General features: G+C 75.5%; 17 protein-coding genes. 8 read left to right on the forward strand and 9 right to left on the reverse strand.

Annotated features, from left to right (window positions below):
• Together H9X71_RS09660 and H9X71_RS09665 are read right to left on the reverse strand one after the other, a co-directional pair.
• Complete coding sequence (locus H9X71_RS09660; RefSeq protein ID WP_191146900.1) at positions 1–807, reverse strand: phosphatase PAP2 family protein; 807 nt, start codon at positions 805–807, stop codon at positions 1–3.
• A complete protein-coding gene (locus H9X71_RS09665) occupies positions 804–1172 on the reverse strand; it encodes a hypothetical protein (RefSeq protein ID WP_191146901.1) in 369 nt (122 codons plus the stop codon). The genes H9X71_RS09660 and H9X71_RS09665 overlap by 4 nt, the downstream gene beginning before the upstream one ends.
• Positions 1173–1233: 61 nt before the next feature.
• Here H9X71_RS09665 and H9X71_RS09670 point away from each other — a divergent pair, with 61 nt between their 5' ends.
• Positions 1234–1857: a nucleotidyltransferase family protein gene (locus tag H9X71_RS09670; RefSeq protein ID WP_191146902.1), complete on the forward strand. Its 624-nt coding sequence runs from the start codon at positions 1234–1236 to the stop codon at positions 1855–1857.
• A gap of 13 nt (positions 1858–1870) precedes the next feature.
• Here the strand turns inward: H9X71_RS09670 and H9X71_RS09675 are convergent, their stop codons facing one another.
• A complete protein-coding gene (locus tag H9X71_RS09675) occupies positions 1871–2419 on the reverse strand; it encodes an iron-sulfur cluster assembly scaffold protein (protein ID WP_191146903.1) in 549 nt (182 codons plus the stop codon).
• On the reverse strand, positions 2416–4227 hold the full coding sequence (locus H9X71_RS09680) for a gamma-glutamyltransferase family protein (protein WP_191146904.1): 1812 nt from the start codon (positions 4225–4227) through the stop codon (positions 2416–2418). Before H9X71_RS09680 ends, H9X71_RS09675 begins: the two co-directional genes overlap by 4 nt.
• A gap of 105 nt (positions 4228–4332) precedes the next feature.
• On the opposite strand from H9X71_RS09680, the gene H9X71_RS09685 reads away from it, so the two are divergent.
• The 5 genes from H9X71_RS09685 (at position 4333) to H9X71_RS09705 (ending at position 9066) form a co-directional block, all read left to right on the forward strand.
• On the forward strand, positions 4333–5772 hold the full coding sequence (locus H9X71_RS09685) for an MDR family MFS transporter (RefSeq protein ID WP_191146905.1): 1440 nt from the start codon (positions 4333–4335) through the stop codon (positions 5770–5772).
• 95 nt (positions 5773–5867) lie between these two features.
• Positions 5868–6896, forward strand: a complete 1029-nt coding sequence (locus H9X71_RS09690; protein WP_191149146.1) for an LLM class flavin-dependent oxidoreductase — start codon at positions 5868–5870, stop codon at positions 6894–6896.
• Positions 6897–7011: 115 nt separating this feature from the next.
• Positions 7012–7827: a GDSL-type esterase/lipase family protein gene (locus tag H9X71_RS09695; protein WP_244961551.1), complete on the forward strand. Its 816-nt coding sequence runs from the start codon at positions 7012–7014 to the stop codon at positions 7825–7827.
• Positions 7824–8588 carry an NAD(P)H-hydrate epimerase gene (locus H9X71_RS09700; RefSeq protein ID WP_191146906.1) on the forward strand — a complete coding sequence of 255 codons (765 nt, stop codon included), beginning with the start codon at positions 7824–7826 and terminating at the stop codon, positions 8586–8588. The genes H9X71_RS09695 and H9X71_RS09700 overlap by 4 nt, the downstream gene beginning before the upstream one ends.
• A gap of 181 nt (positions 8589–8769) precedes the next feature.
• Positions 8770–9066, forward strand: coding sequence for a hypothetical protein (locus tag H9X71_RS09705; RefSeq protein WP_191146907.1), 297 nt, complete (start codon positions 8770–8772; stop codon positions 9064–9066).
• Positions 9067–9175: 109 nt separating this feature from the next.
• Here the strand turns inward: H9X71_RS09705 and H9X71_RS09710 are convergent, their stop codons facing one another.
• The 4 genes from H9X71_RS09710 to H9X71_RS09725 all read right to left on the reverse strand — a co-directional run bounded on the left by H9X71_RS09710 (position 9176) and on the right by H9X71_RS09725 (position 14333).
• Positions 9176–10204 carry an NADPH:quinone reductase gene (locus tag H9X71_RS09710; RefSeq protein WP_191146908.1) on the reverse strand — a complete coding sequence of 343 codons (1029 nt, stop codon included), beginning with the start codon at positions 10202–10204 and terminating at the stop codon, positions 9176–9178.
• A 40-nt stretch (positions 10205–10244) separates the two neighbouring features.
• Positions 10245–11807, reverse strand: a complete 1563-nt coding sequence (locus H9X71_RS09715; protein ID WP_191146909.1) for an amidohydrolase — start codon at positions 11805–11807, stop codon at positions 10245–10247.
• On the reverse strand, positions 11804–12502 hold the full coding sequence (locus H9X71_RS09720; RefSeq protein ID WP_244961553.1) for an FMN-binding negative transcriptional regulator: 699 nt from the start codon (positions 12500–12502) through the stop codon (positions 11804–11806). Before H9X71_RS09720 ends, H9X71_RS09715 begins: the two co-directional genes overlap by 4 nt.
• 115 nt (positions 12503–12617) lie before the next feature.
• Positions 12618–14333, reverse strand: a complete 1716-nt coding sequence (locus H9X71_RS09725; protein WP_191146910.1) for an AMP-binding protein — start codon at positions 14331–14333, stop codon at positions 12618–12620.
• A gap of 124 nt (positions 14334–14457) precedes the next feature.
• Here H9X71_RS09725 and H9X71_RS09730 point away from each other — a divergent pair, with 124 nt between their 5' ends.
• Positions 14458–15294 (forward strand): alpha/beta fold hydrolase, encoded by an 837-nt coding sequence (locus H9X71_RS09730; protein ID WP_191146911.1) that lies wholly within the window; start codon positions 14458–14460, stop codon positions 15292–15294.
• A gap of 39 nt (positions 15295–15333) precedes the next feature.
• Here the strand turns inward: H9X71_RS09730 and H9X71_RS09735 are convergent, their stop codons facing one another.
• On the reverse strand, positions 15334–15681 hold the full coding sequence (locus tag H9X71_RS09735) for a LysR family transcriptional regulator (RefSeq protein WP_191146912.1): 348 nt from the start codon (positions 15679–15681) through the stop codon (positions 15334–15336).
• A gap of 119 nt (positions 15682–15800) precedes the next feature.
• Between H9X71_RS09735 and H9X71_RS09740 the strand changes: the two genes are divergently transcribed.
• Entirely contained in the window at positions 15801–16421 is a 621-nt protein-coding gene (locus tag H9X71_RS09740) for a (deoxy)nucleoside triphosphate pyrophosphohydrolase (protein WP_191146913.1), read from the forward strand.
• Positions 16422–16571: the final 150 nt, after the last annotated feature.

Consider the following 16571-nt stretch of genomic DNA (forward strand, 5'->3'; position numbering starts at 1 on the left):
TCAGGCACCGGCGTCGTCGCGTCGGTCCTCCCGCGCCTCCTCCTCCCGCGACCGCAGCCGCAGCCGCACCCGGTGCGCCACCACGACCAGGGCCAGCCACGCGAGCGCGAGGAGCCAGCCGGCGATCACGTCGGTCAGCCAGTGGTGGCCGAGGTAGACGCGGCTGAGGCTCACCGTCGCGGCGAACGCGACGGCGACCACGTAGGTGAGCACGCGGATCGCCCGCCGCAGCTGCCGGAGCACGAGCAGGTAGGCGACGATCCCGGCCACCACGCTCGCGTTGAGGGTGTGGCCGGACGGGAACGACGGCGACGTCTCGTAGGGCGGCACGGCGTCGGCGCGCGGCGGCCGGTCGCGGCCGACGAGCACCTTGCCGACCTGGGTCATGGCGAGCGATCCGGCGCCCGCCGTGAGGCCGAGCACGACCGGCACCCACTGGCGCCGGCGGATCGCGAGGGTCGCGATCACCGCGACGCCCACGATCGGCACGGCGTAGACGCCCGCGACCTCGGTGAAGATCGTCACGGCCGTGTCGAGCCCGGGCGAGCGGACCTCCATCGCGAGGTGCAGCACGGGCTCGTCGAGGAGGGCGACGCTGTCGTCGTCGACCACGGCGACGTAGAGGCCCGCGAAGAGGCTGGACGCGGCGGTGATGACGAGCAGGCCGAGGACCAGCACGGCGGCGAAGGCGCCCGTCGGGCCGACGCGGGTCGCGACGCCGGCGGCTGCGCGGGAGACGCGGCCGGGCGGACGGGTGCGGGGGCGGCGCGCGGGCAGGCGGTCGCCCGTGGGGGCGAGCCGGGTCACCCGTGGACGAGCGCGGAGGACGGCACACGATCCCGGCCGCGGACGGCGGCGGCGATGAGGCCCGCCGTGCCCGCGATCAGGCCGATGACGAAGGTGGCGACGCCGCCGATGACGCCCATGAGCACGATCCCGAAGGCGCCGGCGCTCTCGTCGGGCTGCCCGACGGCGTCCCGCGTGGCCCATGCCGCGAGCACGGCGAGCCCCAGGGCGAGGACGAGCGCGACGATGGTCGTCCCCACGAGGTACCAGCCCCAGCCGGCCCCGCGGGCCTTCGCGACGGCGAGGACGACGGCCGCGATGATCACGAGCACCGGCACGCCGAGCGTCAGGGTGAGGGCGAGCGCGAAGGCGGTGTCGGGATCCATGGATCGAGCGTAGGCCGCGGCCCTGAGGACCGCGAGGGCGGGCGGCTCTTAGCATGGGCGGATGGCGGGATCACGGGGCGCGGACGACGACGCGCGGCCGGCCGCGCGCATCGCGGGCGTCGTCCTCGCCGCCGGCGCGGGCACGCGGTACGGCGGACCCAAGGCGCTCGCGACGCACCCCGACGGCACGCCCTGGCTCGCGACGGCGATCGGGGCGCTCGCCGAGGGCGGCTGCTCCCCGGTCCTCGTCGTGCTCGGCGCGCGGGCGGACGAGGCGGAGGCGCTGCTCGGCACCCTCCCGGAGGCCGGCCGCGCGGTCGTCGTGCGCGCGGACGACTGGGCCGACGGCATGGCCGCCTCCCTGCGCTCGGCGCTCCGGGCGGCCGCGGCCCTGGATCCGGCTCCCGTCGCCCTCGCCGTCGTGCCGGTCGACGTGCCCGACCTCGACGCCGCCACCGTCCGCCGCGTGCTCGACGTCGCCCCGGTGGACGCGACGGCGCTCCGCCAGGCCGTATTCCGCGGTCGCCCCGGTCATCCCGCCCTGATCGGCCGCGACCACTGGGCGCCGCTCGCCGCCGCCGTGCACGGCGACGCGGGCGCCCGCCCCTACCTCGCCTCCCACGACGCGCGGCTCGTCGAGGCGGCCGACCTCAGCACGGGCGCGGACGTCGACCGGCGCCACTGACCCCGCGTCCGCCTCAGCGCCCGAGCGCCTCAGCGCCCAGCGCCTCCTCCAGCGCGTGCCAGGCGAGCAGCGCGCACGTGCCGCGGAGCGGGTAGCGGCCGGAGTCCGCGAGGGCGAACGCGTCGCCGAGGCGCTCCTCGGCGCCGGGTCGGAGCTCGTGGGAGCGGATAAGCGCGCGCAGCTCGACGACGAGCGCCGACGCCTCCGCGGAGGTGCGCCCCTCGACCAGCTCGGCCAGCATCGACGCCGACGCCTGCGAGACCGTGCAGCCGCGGCCGTGCCAGCGGACGGCGATACGGTCGGCGGGATCCGCGGCCGCGCCCGCGTCGAGGGGCGGGTGCGCGGGATCCGCCGCGAGCACCCGGAGGTCGACCACGTCGCCGCACGTGGCGTTGCGCTGCTCGGACGCGCCGAGCACGACGCCGGCCGCGGGCGTGGCGGCGTCCGGCTCGGCGACGAACCGCCCGGGCGCCGACGCCGCCCGCAGCGCCGCGTCGCTGCCGACGCGCCGCCGGGCGTGGTCCGCGATGAGGGCCGACGCGATCTGCCGGTCGAGCGTCATCGGCCGACCGCGTAGCCCTGCGCCCCGCGCGGGTTCGCCGCGGCGCCGAGGAGGCCGGTGGCGGGATCGCGCGTGACCGCCGAGAGCCGCCCGAGGGTCCAGTCGCCGACGACCTCCACCTCGTGCCCGCGGGCCCGCAGGTCGGCGATGACGTCCTCGCCCACGCGCCCCTCGACCACGAGGCCGCCGGGCGTCCAGGTGCGGGGCCAGAAGGACCCGGGGACGCTCGTCGTGTGGAACGTCGGCGCGTCCACGGCCTGCTGCGGCGCGAAGCCCCCGACGATCGTGCGCAGCAGGTACGGCAGCTGCCACTGGTCCTGCTGGTCGCCGCCGGGCGAGCCGAGCGCCTCGACGGGCTCGCCGTCGCGCGTGATGAGCGTGGGAGTCAGCGTCGTGCGCGGGCGGCGTCCGGGCACGAGCGACGACGGGCCGCCGGGCTCCAGCCACGTCATCTGCAGGCGGGTGCCGAGGCAGAAGCCGAGCGCGGGGATGAACGGCGACGACTGGAGCCAGCCACCGGAGGGCGTGGCGGAGATCATGTTGCCCCACCGGTCGACGACGTCGAGGTGGCACGTGTCGCCGCGGGTCTCGCCGGTGCGCGAGACGGTGGGCTCGCCCGTGCCGCCGGCCGACGCGGGCGCGTCGCCCTCGACCACGAGCGGCGGACGGAAGGGCTCGACGCCGTCGATGCGTCCGGGCCGCAGCTCGTGCGACGCCTCGTCCGTGATGAGCGCGCGCCGCTCGGCCGCGTACTCGGGCGAGAGCAGCACGTCGAGGGGCGCGCCGCCCGGCACGGCGTCGCCGTAGTGGGCCTCGCGGTCGGCCAGCGCGAGCTTCTGCGCCTCGACGATGCGGTGGATGCCGTCCGCCGTCGCCGGGTCGACCTCGTCGTCCGCGTACCCGTCGAGGATCATGAGCGCCTGCAGCAGCGCCGGCCCCTGGCCCCAGGCGCCCGTCTTCCAGATCCGGAGGCCGCGGAAGTCGATCGCCACCGCGTCCTCCCACGACGCGCGCGAGCCGGCGAGGTCCTCGGCGGTCAGGAGCCCGGCGTGGTCGGCGCCCGTCGAGTGCCGGTGCGGCTCCTGCACGCTCGCGACCATCTCCTCCGCGACGAAGCCCTCCGCCCAGACCGTGCGGGCCGCCTCGATGCGGTCCTCCCGCGTCGCATCCGCGCCCGCCGCGGCGGACGACTCCGCGAGGATCCGCTCCATCGCCGCCGCCCACGCCGGGTTCCGCACGAGCGACCCGGCGGCGGGCGCCTCGCCGTCGGGCATCCAGAACCCGGCGGACGCCGACCAGTGCTCGCGGAACAGGTCGGCGACGCCCGCGATGGTGCGCCGCACGCTCTCGAGCACCGGGTGCCCGTCGCGGGCGTACCCGATGGCGAAGGCCCAGACGTCGGCGAGCTCCCACGTCCCGTGGTCGCGGAGCAGCAGCAGCCACGCGTCGACCGCGGCGGGCACGGCGGCCGCGAGGGCGCCGGCGCCGGGCACGCGGTCGAGCCCCTCCTCCCGGAAGCGCTCAGGGCTGGCGGCGGCGGGCGCGGATCCCTGGCCCATGAGCAGCTTCGGCGCGTCCTCCCCCGCGACGTGCACGACGGCGGTCATGTCGCCGCCCGGCCCGTTGAGGTGCGGCTCGACGACGTGCAGCACGAAGGCGCCGGCGACGGCGGCGTCGAAGGCGTTGCCGCCGCGCTCGAGCACGGCCTGGCCGGTGCCGGAGGCGAGCCAGTGCGTGGAGGCGCTCATGCCGAAGGTGCCGCGGAGCGTGGGGCGGGTGGTGAAGGCGTCGGGGGCGCGGAACGTCACGAGGGGGTCCTTCCGGTGGGATCCCACCAGTCGACCACATCCGTTCCTCCCGGTGCGGGAATGCGCCCGGCCCCGCGCCCGTTGACCGGACGACCCGGGAGGCCCATGACTGACACGACTGGCGTCGGATTCCGATCCGAGCGCGGACCCATCCTCATCGCCCTGATGATGACGACGGGCCTCGTGGCCATCGACTCGACCATCCTCGCCACGGCGGTGCCGTCCATCGTCGACGACCTCGGCGGCTTCGCCTCCTTCCCGTGGCTGTTCTCGATCTACCTGCTCGCGCAGGCCGTGTCGGTGCCGCTGTACGCGAAGCTCGCCGACACCGTGGGGCGGAAGCCGATCATCCTCATCGGCATCGGCCTGTTCCTCGTGGGATCCGTGCTGTGCGGGCTCGCGTGGAGCATGCCCGCGCTCATCGCGGCGCGCGCGATCCAGGGCCTCGGCGCGGGCGCCGTGCAGCCCATGGCGATCACGATCGCCGGTGACATCTACACGGTCGCCGAGCGCGCGAAGACGCAGGGGTACCTCGCGAGCGTGTGGGCGATCTCGTCCGTCGTCGGCCCGACCCTCGGCGGCGTGTTCTCCGAGTTCACGAGCTGGCGCTGGATCTTCTTCGTCAACGTGCCGCTCTGCCTCGTCGCCGGCTGGATGATCGTCCGCCGCTTCCACGAGTCCATCGAGCGCACGCGCCACCGCGTCGACTACGCCGGCGCCGCGCTCCTCACGGTCGGCCTCAGCCTCCTGATCCTCGCGGTGCTGGAGGGCGGCCAGGCCTGGGCGTGGGACTCCCTGCCCAGCGTCGGCGCGTTCGGCGTCGGCGCCGTGCTGATCGTGGCGTTCCTCCTCGTGGAGCGCCGCGCGGCCGAGCCCGTGCTGCCGCTCTGGGTGTTCTCCCGCCGCCTGCTGCTCACGACCACGCTCGTGTCGCTCGGCGTCGGCGCGATCCTCATCGGCCTCACCTCCTACGTGCCCACGTACCTGGAGGGGTCGATCGGCGTCACGCCGCTCGTCTCGGGCCTGGCGCTCGCCGCGCTCACCATCGGCTGGCCGATCTCCGCGTCGCTCTCCGGCCGCCTCTACCTCCGCATCGGGTTCCGGCGCACGGTGCTCATCGGCATGGCGCTCACGGTCGTGGGCACGGGATCCATCGCGCTGCTCGCCGCGACGCCCACGCTCGCGGGCGTCGCCGCCGGCTGCTTCGTGGTGGGCCTCGGGCTCGGCCTCGTCGCGACGCCCAGCCTCATCGGCGCGCAGTCGAGCGTGGGCTGGGGCGAGCGCGGCGTCGTCACGGGCGCCAACCTGTTCGCCCGCTCCATCGGCAGCGCCGTCGGCGTCGCCGTCTTCGGCGCGATCGCCAACGCGATCTTCGCCGCGTCGGACGGCGGGCAGCGGGATCCGGACGCCGTGATCGCCGCGTCCGGCGCGGTCTTCCTCGCGGTGGGCGTCTGCGCGCTCGCGACCGTCGTCGCGGGCCTGACGATGCCGGAGTCGCGCGTCGAGGACACCGAGATCGCGCGCGCGGAGCCCGTCGTCGACTGACCGCCGCGGCGCCCGCCCGATTCGCGGGAATGCCGACCCCGCCCCTACAGTTGACCCAGATGCATACGTTCGCATGGATAGGGAAGCAGGGCAGCATGGCGCAGGAGATCGAGCTCGGACTGGACACGTTCGGCGACGTCACGGTCGGACCGGACGGCCGTGAGCTGCCCTACGCCGAGGTGATCCGCAACGTGGTCGCCGAGGGCGTCCTCGCCGACCAGGTCGGCATCGACTTCATCGGCCTCGGCGAGCACCATCGCGACGACTACGCGATCTCCTCCCCCGAGGTCGCGCTCGCCGCCATCGCCGCGAAGACCGAGCGCATCCGCCTCGGCTCCGCCGTCACCGTGCTCAGCTCCGACGACCCGGTGCGCGTCTTCCAGCGCTTCGCCACGCTCGACGCCGTCTCGGACGGCCGCGCGGAGGTCATCCTCGGCCGCGGATCCTTCACCGAGTCGTTCCCGCTGTTCGGCTACGAGCTGAGCGACTACGAGCGCCTCTTCGAGGAGAAGCTCGGCCTGTTCGCCGAGCTCGTGAAGGAGACGCCCGTCACCTGGAGCGGCTCGACGCGCGCTAGCCTCACCGACCACGACGTGTTCCCGAAGACGGCGAACGGCATCAGGACGTGGGTCGGCGTCGGCGGCAGCCCCGAGTCGGTCGTGCGCGCCGCGCGCCACGGCTTCCCCCTCATGCTCGCGATCATCGGCGGCGAGCCGCACCGCTTCGCGCCCTACGCCGACCTGTTCGCCCGCGCCCTCGACCAGCTCGAGCAGCCGCGCCTGCCCGTGGGGATCCACTCGCCCGGCTACGTCGGCGAGACCGACGCCGAGGCGCGCGAGGCCTTCTTCCCCGACTACCAGGTCATGCACGCCCGCATCGGCAAGGACCGCGGCTGGCCGCCGCTCGCCCGCGCGTCCTACGAGCAGGAGATCGAGCACGGCTCGCTCTACGTCGGATCCCCCGAGACCGTCGCCCGCAAGATCGCCGCGACGCTGAAGGCCGTCGGCGCCACGCGCTTCGACCTCAAGTACAGCGCCGGCCCGTTCTCGCACGAGCGCATGATGGGCGGGATCGAGCGCTACGGCACGATCGTCGCGCCCATGGTGCGCGACATCCTGTCCTGACCCGGAGGGCCGATCCGCGCGGCCCGGGGACACCCGGTGGAGGCGGCACCCGACGGCGGGATATCCTGCGAACGTCCCCATGTCGGGGGCATCGCGACGGATGGGACGAGCTGCGATGACCGGCGATCCGCCCTCCTCCGTCGAACCGGGCGCCCCGCACCCGGGTGCGGACGGCACGGTCGCCGCTCCCCGCGAGGCCGTCGGACGCCGGGCCCTGTCCGCCGGACCGCTGGCGTCGCTGCGGTCCGCGACGCTCGGCCACCTGCAGTACCGGGTGCTCTACCGCGAGATGCGCCGCGCCACGTTCCCCCGCGACTCCCCCACCGGCTCGCTGCCCGGCCCCGACCCGTACGGCCTCGCGGTCGTCGGCGAGGGCACGGCGGTCGGCTACCAGACCGTCTCGCACGACCTCGGGGTGGCCGGGCAGGTGGCCCACAAGCTCGCCGTCCGCACCGGCCGCGGGGTGTTCTGGTCGGTGCAGTCGTTCCCCGACTTCACCGTGCGCTCCTGGCGCGCCGGGCTCGACGCGTTCCCCGCCTGGGCGAGCACCGACGTGGCCGTGCTCGCGCTCGGCATCGGGGACGCCATCCGCTACACGCCCACGCCGCTGTGGGAGCAGCTGCTGCGCGCGTGCATCCTCGAGATGCAGGCGCGCATGCCCGAGGGCGCCATCGTGCTGGTCACCGAGGTGCCGCCGCTGGAGATCTCGCCCGTCACGCCGCCGCCCATCGCCGGCCCGGTCGGCCGGCACGCGGACGCGCTGAACCGCAGCACCCGTCGCGTGGTGGCCGGCATCGACCGGGCGGAGAGCGTGCCGTTCCCGGCGTGGCGGATCCCGGAGTTCACGGCGCCGAACCCCGAGGACACGCTCTACGGCCGCGTCTACCGCGCGTGGGCGGAGCTGCTGGTCGAGCGGATCGCGCCGGCGTGAGCGCCGCGCCCGAGCACGCCGACGGCACTGCACCCTCCCTCGCCGACGGCACCGAGCCTTCCCTCACCGACGGCACCGCGCCCTCCCTCGCCGACGGCTATGGGGCCGACGACATCCGCGCGGCCGAGGCGCCGCTGCTCGCCGCCGGGGCGCAGCTGATGCGCGTCGCGGCGGCCGGCCTCGCCCGCGAGTGCCGCGCGCTCGCCCCGGCGGGAGCGGTGCTCGTGCTGGTCGGCGCCGGGAACAACGGCGGCGACGCCCTGCTCGCCGCGGCCGAGCTGGCGCGCGAGGGACGCGAGGTCCGGGCGATCCGCACGGCGTCCCGCGTGCACGGGGCCGGGGCCGCGCAGGCCGCCGCCGCGGGAATCGCGATCACCGCGGCGGAGGAGCTGGCCGACGACCGCATCGCGGCGCTCGGGCGGGCGTCCGCCCTCGTCGTCGACGGGATCCTCGGCATCGGCACGACCGCGAGCCCCGCCCTCCGCGGCGAGGCGCGCCGCGTGGTCGCCGCCCTCCTGCCCGTGGTCGCCGCCGACGACGGCCCCCGGGTCGTCGCGTGCGACCTGCCGAGCGGCATCGGCGCGGACGACGGCGCGGTGCCGGATCCGACCGTGCTGCCCGCCGACGTCACCGTCACCTTCGGCGCGGGCAAGGCGGGCCTCCTGCGTGGGCCCGGGCGCGCGCTCGCGGGGCGCGTCGCGCTGGTCGACGTGGGGCTCGACCTCTCCGGCACCGCGCCGCTCGTCCGCGCCGCACGCTGACGCCGCGCCGACGGCCGACGGCCGACGACGCGCCCGAGCGGCCCCGTGTCCCCCGCAACGCCGACTACACCGGACGCTCCCGTTCGGGGAGAGTCGGAGCAGGCCGACCGGCCCGTCGAAGGGGGACGACGAACATGCACGCTCACGCCATCGGATCCAGCGCCCGACGCGAGGGGGCGGCATGACCGCCCCGCTCGCCCTCGCCATCGCGAACGCCGCGATCATGTCCGCCGTCGCGGTCCCGACGGCGCGCATCCCGCTCTGGCTGCGGCGGTCGTCGTGGTCGCTGCTGCCCCTGTCGCTCGCGGTGCTCGGGCTGCACCTGGTGGGCGACGCATGGGGCGTGCCGGCGAACCTGCTGGCCATCGCGTTCCTGATCTCCACCTGCCTCAACGCGAGCGCCCTCGCGCCGGTCCTCATGCAGGGGCTGCTCGCGCGCAGGCCGCGCCCGCGTCGACGGGTCGCCCGGACGGAGTAGCGGGAGCCGCCGCGACGCGCCGCGCGACCGGCGCCGGACAGGCCGATGGCCGCACCGCCCGAGGGCGATGCGGCCATCCGCCGTCCGGAGCCCGGGGCGCGGATCGGGATCAGGCGGGCGTGACGTCGATCAGCACCTTGCCGGTCACGCCGTCCTCGACCGCCCGGTGCGCGTCGGCCGCGGCCTCGAGCGCGAAGCGGGTGATCGGCAGGCCCGCGTCCTCGCCGACGGGCAGCGCGCCGTCGATCAGCGCGAGGTGGATGTCCGCGCGGGCGGCGTCGAGCGCCTCCTGGCCCACCGTGTAGAGCAGCAGGAACTGGTAGCGGAGGTTCTTGACGAAGCTGGGGACGACGGCGAGCGTCACCTCGTCGCCGCCGTTGTTCGCGTACACGGCGATGGACGCGCGGTTCCTCGCCACCTGCTGGTTGAGGTCCGCGTTCTGCGCCGGGGCGACCTCGACGATCAGGTCGACGCCGTCGGGCGCGATGGCCTGGATCTCCGCGGCGGCGTCGCCCGCCTTGTAGTCGACGACGTGGTGGGCGCCCGCGGCGGTCGCGAGCGCGCCCTTCTCGGGCGAGCTGACCGTGGTGATCACGGTCGCGCCGGCCCAGCGCGCGAGCTGGATGGCCGCGTGGCCGACCGCGCCCGCGCCGCCGGCGACGAGCACGTGCTTCCCGGCGAGGGCGCCGGGCGCGAGGCGCGAGGGGCCGTCCTCCGCGACGGTGAGCGCGCGGTGCGCGGTGACGGCGGGCACGCCGAGGCTCGCGCCGAGCTCGAAGGACAGGCCGTCGGGCAGGGGCGCGACGCGGTCCACGGGGAGGACGGTGGACTCCTGCGCGGTGCCGGTGGGGCGGCCATGGGCGGCCAGCATGATCCAGACGCGGTCGCCGACGGCGAGGTCCGTGACGTCCGGGCCGACGGCGTCGATGACGCCCGCGCCGTCCTGGTTCGGCACGACCTCGGGGAACGGCAGCTCCTGGCCGGGCGATCCGCCGTCGCGCGACTTCCAGTCGGTGGGGTTCACGCCCGAGACGACGACGCGGACGCGCACCTCGCCGGGGCCGGGCGCGGCCTCGTCGCGGTCGACGAGCTGCAGGACGTCGGGGGAACCGGTGCGGGTGTAGGTGATCGCTCTCATGAGGGGCCCAACGCCCGCCGGCCGTGCGGTGTTCCTGCCGTCAGCCGCCGAGCGTGTCGTGCGTGAACCGGCCGCCGAGGAGGGTGGCGGCCACGCGCATCGCCCGGAGGCCGTCGGGCGTGGTGGCGTCGGCGAGCGGATCCGCGTCCACGACCGCGAGGTCGGCCCGCTCCCCGGACGCCACGCGCGTGCGCACGGAGGCGTCGAGGGCGGCGGCCCGGTCGATGGCCTGCTCCGGGTGCCACGGCGCGCGGCCGTCGCGCGCGCGGCCGACGCCGGCGGACATGGTGGCCCACGGATCCAGCGGCGCGACGGGCGCGTCGGAGCCGAGCGCGAGGCGGGTGCCCGCGGCGCGGAGGTCGGCGAGGGCGAAGGCGCGGCCGGTGCGGCCGGCCCAGTACACGTCGGCCACGTCGCGGTCGTCCATCGCGTGCTCCGGCTGGACGCTCGCGACCACGCCGAGCCCGGCGAACCGCGTGACGTCCTCGCGGGTGAGCAGCTGGGCGTGCTCGATGGATCCGGCGGTGCCGTCCGCGGCGCGGTGCGCGCCCCCGGTCTCCCGCTCGAGGTCGGCGAACGCGTCGAGGGCGAGCCGGTTGGCGTGGTCGCCGATGGCGTGGATCGCGGGCCGCAGCCCCTGCCGCACCGCACCGGACATGAGGCCGCGCAGCTCCTCGGGCGGCACCGAGAGCGTCCCGCACGCGCCACCGTGGGCGCCGCCGCCCTGGCCGTCCACGTCGGGGTACGGGTCGAAGCAGTACGCGGTGCGGGTGTTGAGGGATCCGTCGGTCACGACCTTCGCGGGCCCCACGCGCACGAGGCCGCCCGTGCCCGAGAGCACGTCGCCGGTGCGGAGGCCCTCGACGCGGGCGCGGTCGAGGTGCTGCGGCCAGACGCCGAACTCGACCCGGAGCGCGTCGTGGCCAAGGGCGGCGAGGCGGCGCCAGCGGTCCTGGTTCTCGTCGATCTCGAGGTCGACGACGCCGACGACCCCGCGGCGGGCCGCGTCGCGCGCCACCTGCACGGCCCGCGCGTCGAGGGACGACGCGTCGCCCTCCTCCACGCGGTACATGAAGTCGAAGCAGTCGTCCTCGCGGAGGAGGCCGGTCGGGTGGTCGCCGTAGCCGTGCGGCGCGAGGGCCGCGGAGCTCGCCCAGCAGCAGTGCAGGTCGCCGCTGACGAGGAGCACCGGCGTGTCGCCCGCGACGGCGTCGAGGAGGCCCTTCGTGGGGAGGTCGGGCCAGAGGCCGTCGCGGAAGCCGTAGCCGACGAGCGCCTCGGGGGCGCCCGCACCCGCGCCCGTCACGGCGCCGGACCGGTCGCGCGCCGCGAGCGCGTCGCGCACGAGCGCGACGGCCTCGGCGGCGGATCCGACGCGGGAGAGGTCGAGGCGGCGCGACACCTTGGTCCACTGCGTGAAGTGCACGTGGTTGTCCCAGAGGCCGGGGATGACGAAGCGGCCGTCGAGGGCGCGCGTCTCGGCGCCGGCGGCGTCGGCGGATCCCGCGGGCCCGACGGACGCGATCGCCCCGTCGCGCACCAGCACGTCGACGAGCGCGTCGGAGCCCGGCAGGCGCCCGCCCGCCAGGAGCAGGCCGCTCACTCGGGGCTCTCGGCGGACCCGGGGCGCGCGGAGGCGCCGGCGTCGACGGCGCCGCCCGCCCGTGTCGCCGCGCGCCGCATCTCCGCGGCGAGCGCCGGCTGCCGGTACTCGGCGCCGTGCTCCAGCTCGTGCAGCACGCGCTCGACCACGTGCGGCGGCTTGTTCTGGCTGAGCTTGGCCTTGGCGACGAACCGGGTCACGACGAGCCGGAGGCCCACCGTGCCCGCGCTGATCCGCGCGGCGTACGCGGCGTCGGCGGCCGTGCCCTGCATGCGGCGGGGCTCCGGCATCCGGTCCTCGAAGCGGTCCACCAGCTGCCCGAGCACGCGCAGGTTCTCCTCGGGCGAGAGGATCTCGACGCGGCAGGTGAGGTGCGCGCTGATGTGGTTCCAGGTGGGCACGGCCGGGTCGGCGTCGTACCAGCCGGGCGAGACGTAGCCGTGCGGGCCCTGCACGATGACGAGGACCTCGCCGTCGGCGCCGTCGCGCGCGCCGAGCTCGTGGATCCGCTCGTCGGGGCGCCCCACGTGGGTGAGGAGCGCGAGGTCGTCCCGGTCGGGATCCGGCAGCACCGGGTAGTGCGAGGCGACCAGCCCCGCACCCGTGCCGCTCACGATCGTGGCCCACGGGTTCTCGGCGACGAGCCGGCGGATCTCGCCCTCGTCCTCGAGCGCGAACGACGGGTTCTCTCTCACCGGGCGGCCCGCCGCGGCTCGAGGGCGGACGGGGACGCGAGGGGCATGACGGGATGCTACCGGCCGTCGGCCGCCGCTCCCGTCACGCCGCGGCGGCCCGTCGGCAGCGGTCGCGTCAGCGCGCCCGCAGCCCCGGGAACTGGTCGTCGCGCCACTCCCTCGCCAGCCGCTCGCCGGCGTCGGCCGCCTCGACCTCGCGCTGCCGCAGCTCGACCCGGCGGATCTTCCCCGAGGCCGTCTTCGGCAGCTCGCCGAACTCGACGCGGCGGACGCGCATGAACGCGGGGCACCGCTCGCGCGCGTGCCTCAGCACGGCGAGCGCGGTCTCCTCGTCGGGCTCCCATCCGGCGGCGAGGTGCACGTACGCCTTCGCGACGTTGAGCCGCACGTCGTCCGGCGCGCCCACCACGGCGGCCTCCGCGACGGCCGGGTGCTCGATGAGCACGCTCTCGACCTCGAACGGCGAGATCTTGTAGTCCGAGGACTTGAAGATGTCGTCGGTGCGGCCGATGAAGGTGATCGTGCCGTCGGCGTCGCGGCGGGCCACGTCGCCCGTGTGGAACAGGCCGCCGCGCATCGCCTCGGCGGTGCGCTCCTCGTCGCCGAGGTACCCGGCCATGAGGTTCACGGGCCACGTGGCGAGGTCGAGGCAGATCTCGCCCTCGTCCGCGCGCTCGCCCGTGACGGGATCCACCAGCGCGAGGTCGACGCCCGGCAGCGCGGTGCCCATGGAGCCCGGCACGACGGGGTCGCCCGGCGCGTTCGCGACGATCGCGGTGGTCTCCGTCTGGCCGTAGCCGTCGCGGATGACGAGCCCCCACCACTCCTCGATGCGCGCGATGACCTCGGGGTTGAGCGGCTCGCCGGCCGACATGATCTCCCGCAGCCTCCCCGGCCGCTCCCGGATCCCGGCCTGGATGAGCATCCGCCACACGGTCGGCGGCGCGCAGAACGTCGTGACCTCCGCGCGGTCGAGCTGCGCGACGAGCGCGTGCGCGTCGAAGCGCGCGTAGTCGTGCACGAAGACCGTGGCCTCGGCGATCCACGGCGCGAAGAAGCAGCTCCACGCGTGCTTGCCCCAGCCGGGCGAGCTGATGGCGAGGTGCACGTCGCCCGGCCGCAGCCCCAGCCAGTACATGGTCGTCAGGTGCCCGACCGGGTACGACGTGTGCGTGTGCACGACCATCTTCGGCTTGCTCGTGGTGCCGGAGGTGAAGTAGACGAGCGCCGGATCCGTGGACGCGACCTCGACGCCCACCCGGTCGGCGGGCGCGCGGTCGGCCTCGCGGTAGTCGGTCCAGCCGGCGGCCGCGTGCGCGTCGTCGGTCGCGCCGATCGCGACGCGGAGGAAGCCGCCCGGCACCTCGTCGAGCACGTCCGTGTGCGCCACGTCGGCGATCACGGCGCGCACGCCCGCGCGCTCGACGCGGTCGGCGAGGTCCGCGGCGCCCAGCACGGTGGAGGTGGGCAGGATCACGGCGCCCGCCTTCATGATCGCGAGCATCGCCTCCCACAGCTCCACGCGGTTGCCGAGCATGAGCATGACGTGGTCGCCCTTCCGCACGCCGAGCCGCACGAGCCAGGTGGCGACGCGGTCGGAGCGCGTGGCCATCGCGTCGAAGGTCACGCTCCGCTCGGATCCGTCGCCCGCGACGACGCGCAGGGCCACCCGGTCGTTCCCGCGCGCCATGCCGTCGAACCAGTCGACGGCCCAGTTGAAGGAGTCGCCGACGTCGGGCCAGCGGAAGCGGTCGACGGCGGATGTCCGCTCGGTGCGCATCTCCTGGAGGAGGTCCCGGGCGGCGCGGTAGGAGGAGTGAGCTGAGGGCATGGGTCCATCCTGCTGCCCGCACCCGCGTGTCGGGAGCAGACGATCCGGGGACCGCACCGATCGGCGCCGGCCTCCGAACCATTCCAGCAGTGCACGAACTCATCAGTGAGGGAAGGACGACCGCATGACCGAGATCACCGCCCACCACGGGCTCCTGAAGGACACGAACCTGCACGTCGACGACACCGGGGGCACGGGTCGACCCGTGGTCCTCATCCACGGCTGGCCGCTGTCGGGCGAGTCCTGGTCGAAGCAGGTCCCCGCGTTCCAGGCCGCGGGCTTCCGCGTCATCACGTACGACCGCCGCGGCTTCGGCCGGAGCGACAAGCCGCTCACCGGCTACGACTACGACACCTTCGCCTCCGACCTCGACGCGGTGCTCACGGAGCTCGACCTCCGCGACGTGACCCTCGTCGGCTTCTCGATGGGCGGCGGCGAGATCGCCCGCTACATCGGGACCCGCGGCGAGGAGCGCCTGCGCAGCGTCGTATTCGCGTCCGCCGTGCCGCCGTACCTGGAGAAGACGGACGACAACCCGGACGGCCCGCTCACGAAGGACGCCGCGGCCGAGATGACCGCCGGCCTCACGAAGGACGAGGACGCCTTCTACGACGAGTTCACCACCGGGTTCTTCTCGGTGGACGGCGTGCTGAAGGTGACCGAGGCCGAGCGCCAGGAGGCCATCGCGCTCGCGCACCAGTCGAAGAAGCACGCGGCGCTCGCGTCGATGGCCGCGTTCGCGACCACCGACTTCCGCGACGACCTCACGAAGGTGACCGTGCCGACGCTCGTCATCCACGGCGACGGCGACGCGACGGTGCCCTTCGCGGGATCCGGCGAGCGCACGCACCGCGCCATCGCGGGCTCCGAGCTGCACGTGGTGCAGGGCGCGCCGCACGGCGTCACGGTCAGCCACCCCGAGGAGTGGAACCGGGTCGTGCTGGGGTTCCTCGCGAAGTAGGACCCGTCACCACCGCGCAGGGGCGCTGATCCGTACGGGTCAGCGCCCCTGCGTGCGCTTGTAGGGCTTGGGCTGGCCCTTGACGACGGGCGCGCGACCCTGACCCTTCGACGCCTTGGCCTTGCCGCCGGCCGGGGGCTTCGGCGGCTCGGGCGGGGTCGAGGGCTTCGCGAGCTCCTCGAGCGCCTCCTCGTAGGCGAGCCGCCCGGTCTTCGTCAGCCGGGTCTCCGTGCTCTGCGGGTCGAACACGGCCTTGCCGTAGTGCTCCTCGACCGCGCGGATCGAGGAGGCGAGCTTCGCGCGCGAGATGCCGAGCTGATCCGCCGCCTTCGGCAGGTGCAGCACCTCGGCCGCGACCACGAAGTGACGCTGGTGGCTGATCTTCACGTCTCGGACGCCTCTCGTCGCGGCGGATGCCGGAGGACCCACGGTACAGGGCGGGTGTGGGCGCTCCGGGCACGGCCGGTAGCGTCGATCCGGGCGGACGCCCGAGGAGGAGGCGCGGCATGGTGGGACTCGAGGTCGTGGCGGCCGTGCTGGTCCGCGACGGGCGGGCCCTGGCCTGCCGCCGGGCGCCGCACAAGGAGGACGCCGGCGCGTGGGAGTTCCCGGGCGGCAAGGTCGAGCCCGGCGAGCGGCCCGAGGACGCGCTCGCGCGCGAGATCCGCGAGGAGCTCGGGATCGAGGTCGCGGTCGGCGCGCTGGTCGACCGCTCTGAGGTGCCCGTCGGCGACCGCCTCATCGACCTCGCCTGCTACCTCGCGGACCCCGTCGGCGAGCTGCCCGTCGCGAGCACCGACCACGACGAGCTGCGCTGGGTGCCGCTCGCGGAGCTCGGTGCGCTGACCTGGTCGGCGCCAGACCTGCCCGCGGTGCGCCGGCTGGTGCTCCGGGCCGAGCATCCGGATGCCGACTGGGTGGTCGACATCGGCGCGCCGCCGCCGGTGCCGACCGCGGAGCAGGACGCGCAGACGACGCGCCTCGCGGAGCTGTCGGCCGGCATGGCGACGGCCGCGTCCGCCCTGGCGGCGGGCGTGCGGGCGGCCCACGCCGCGGGCCTCGACGAGCACCGCATCGCGGTCGCCGCGCGGCTGTCGCTCGACGACGTCCGTGCGCTGCTCGGCTGATCACCCCGCTCCCGGCCCCTCCGTCCGCGGCGCGCATGAGCCGCGTGACGTTGACGGACGCCCGAAGCGCGACCTAATGTAAGTACACCGTGTACGTACTCAAAGTCGAGGGTGCGCGCGGCAACGTCGCCGACGATCAGAGGAGATCCG

Origin of the sequence: Clavibacter zhangzhiyongii (genome assembly GCF_014775655.1) — a bacterium.
In the GTDB taxonomy this organism is placed as follows: domain Bacteria; phylum Actinomycetota; class Actinomycetes; order Actinomycetales; family Microbacteriaceae; genus Clavibacter; species Clavibacter zhangzhiyongii.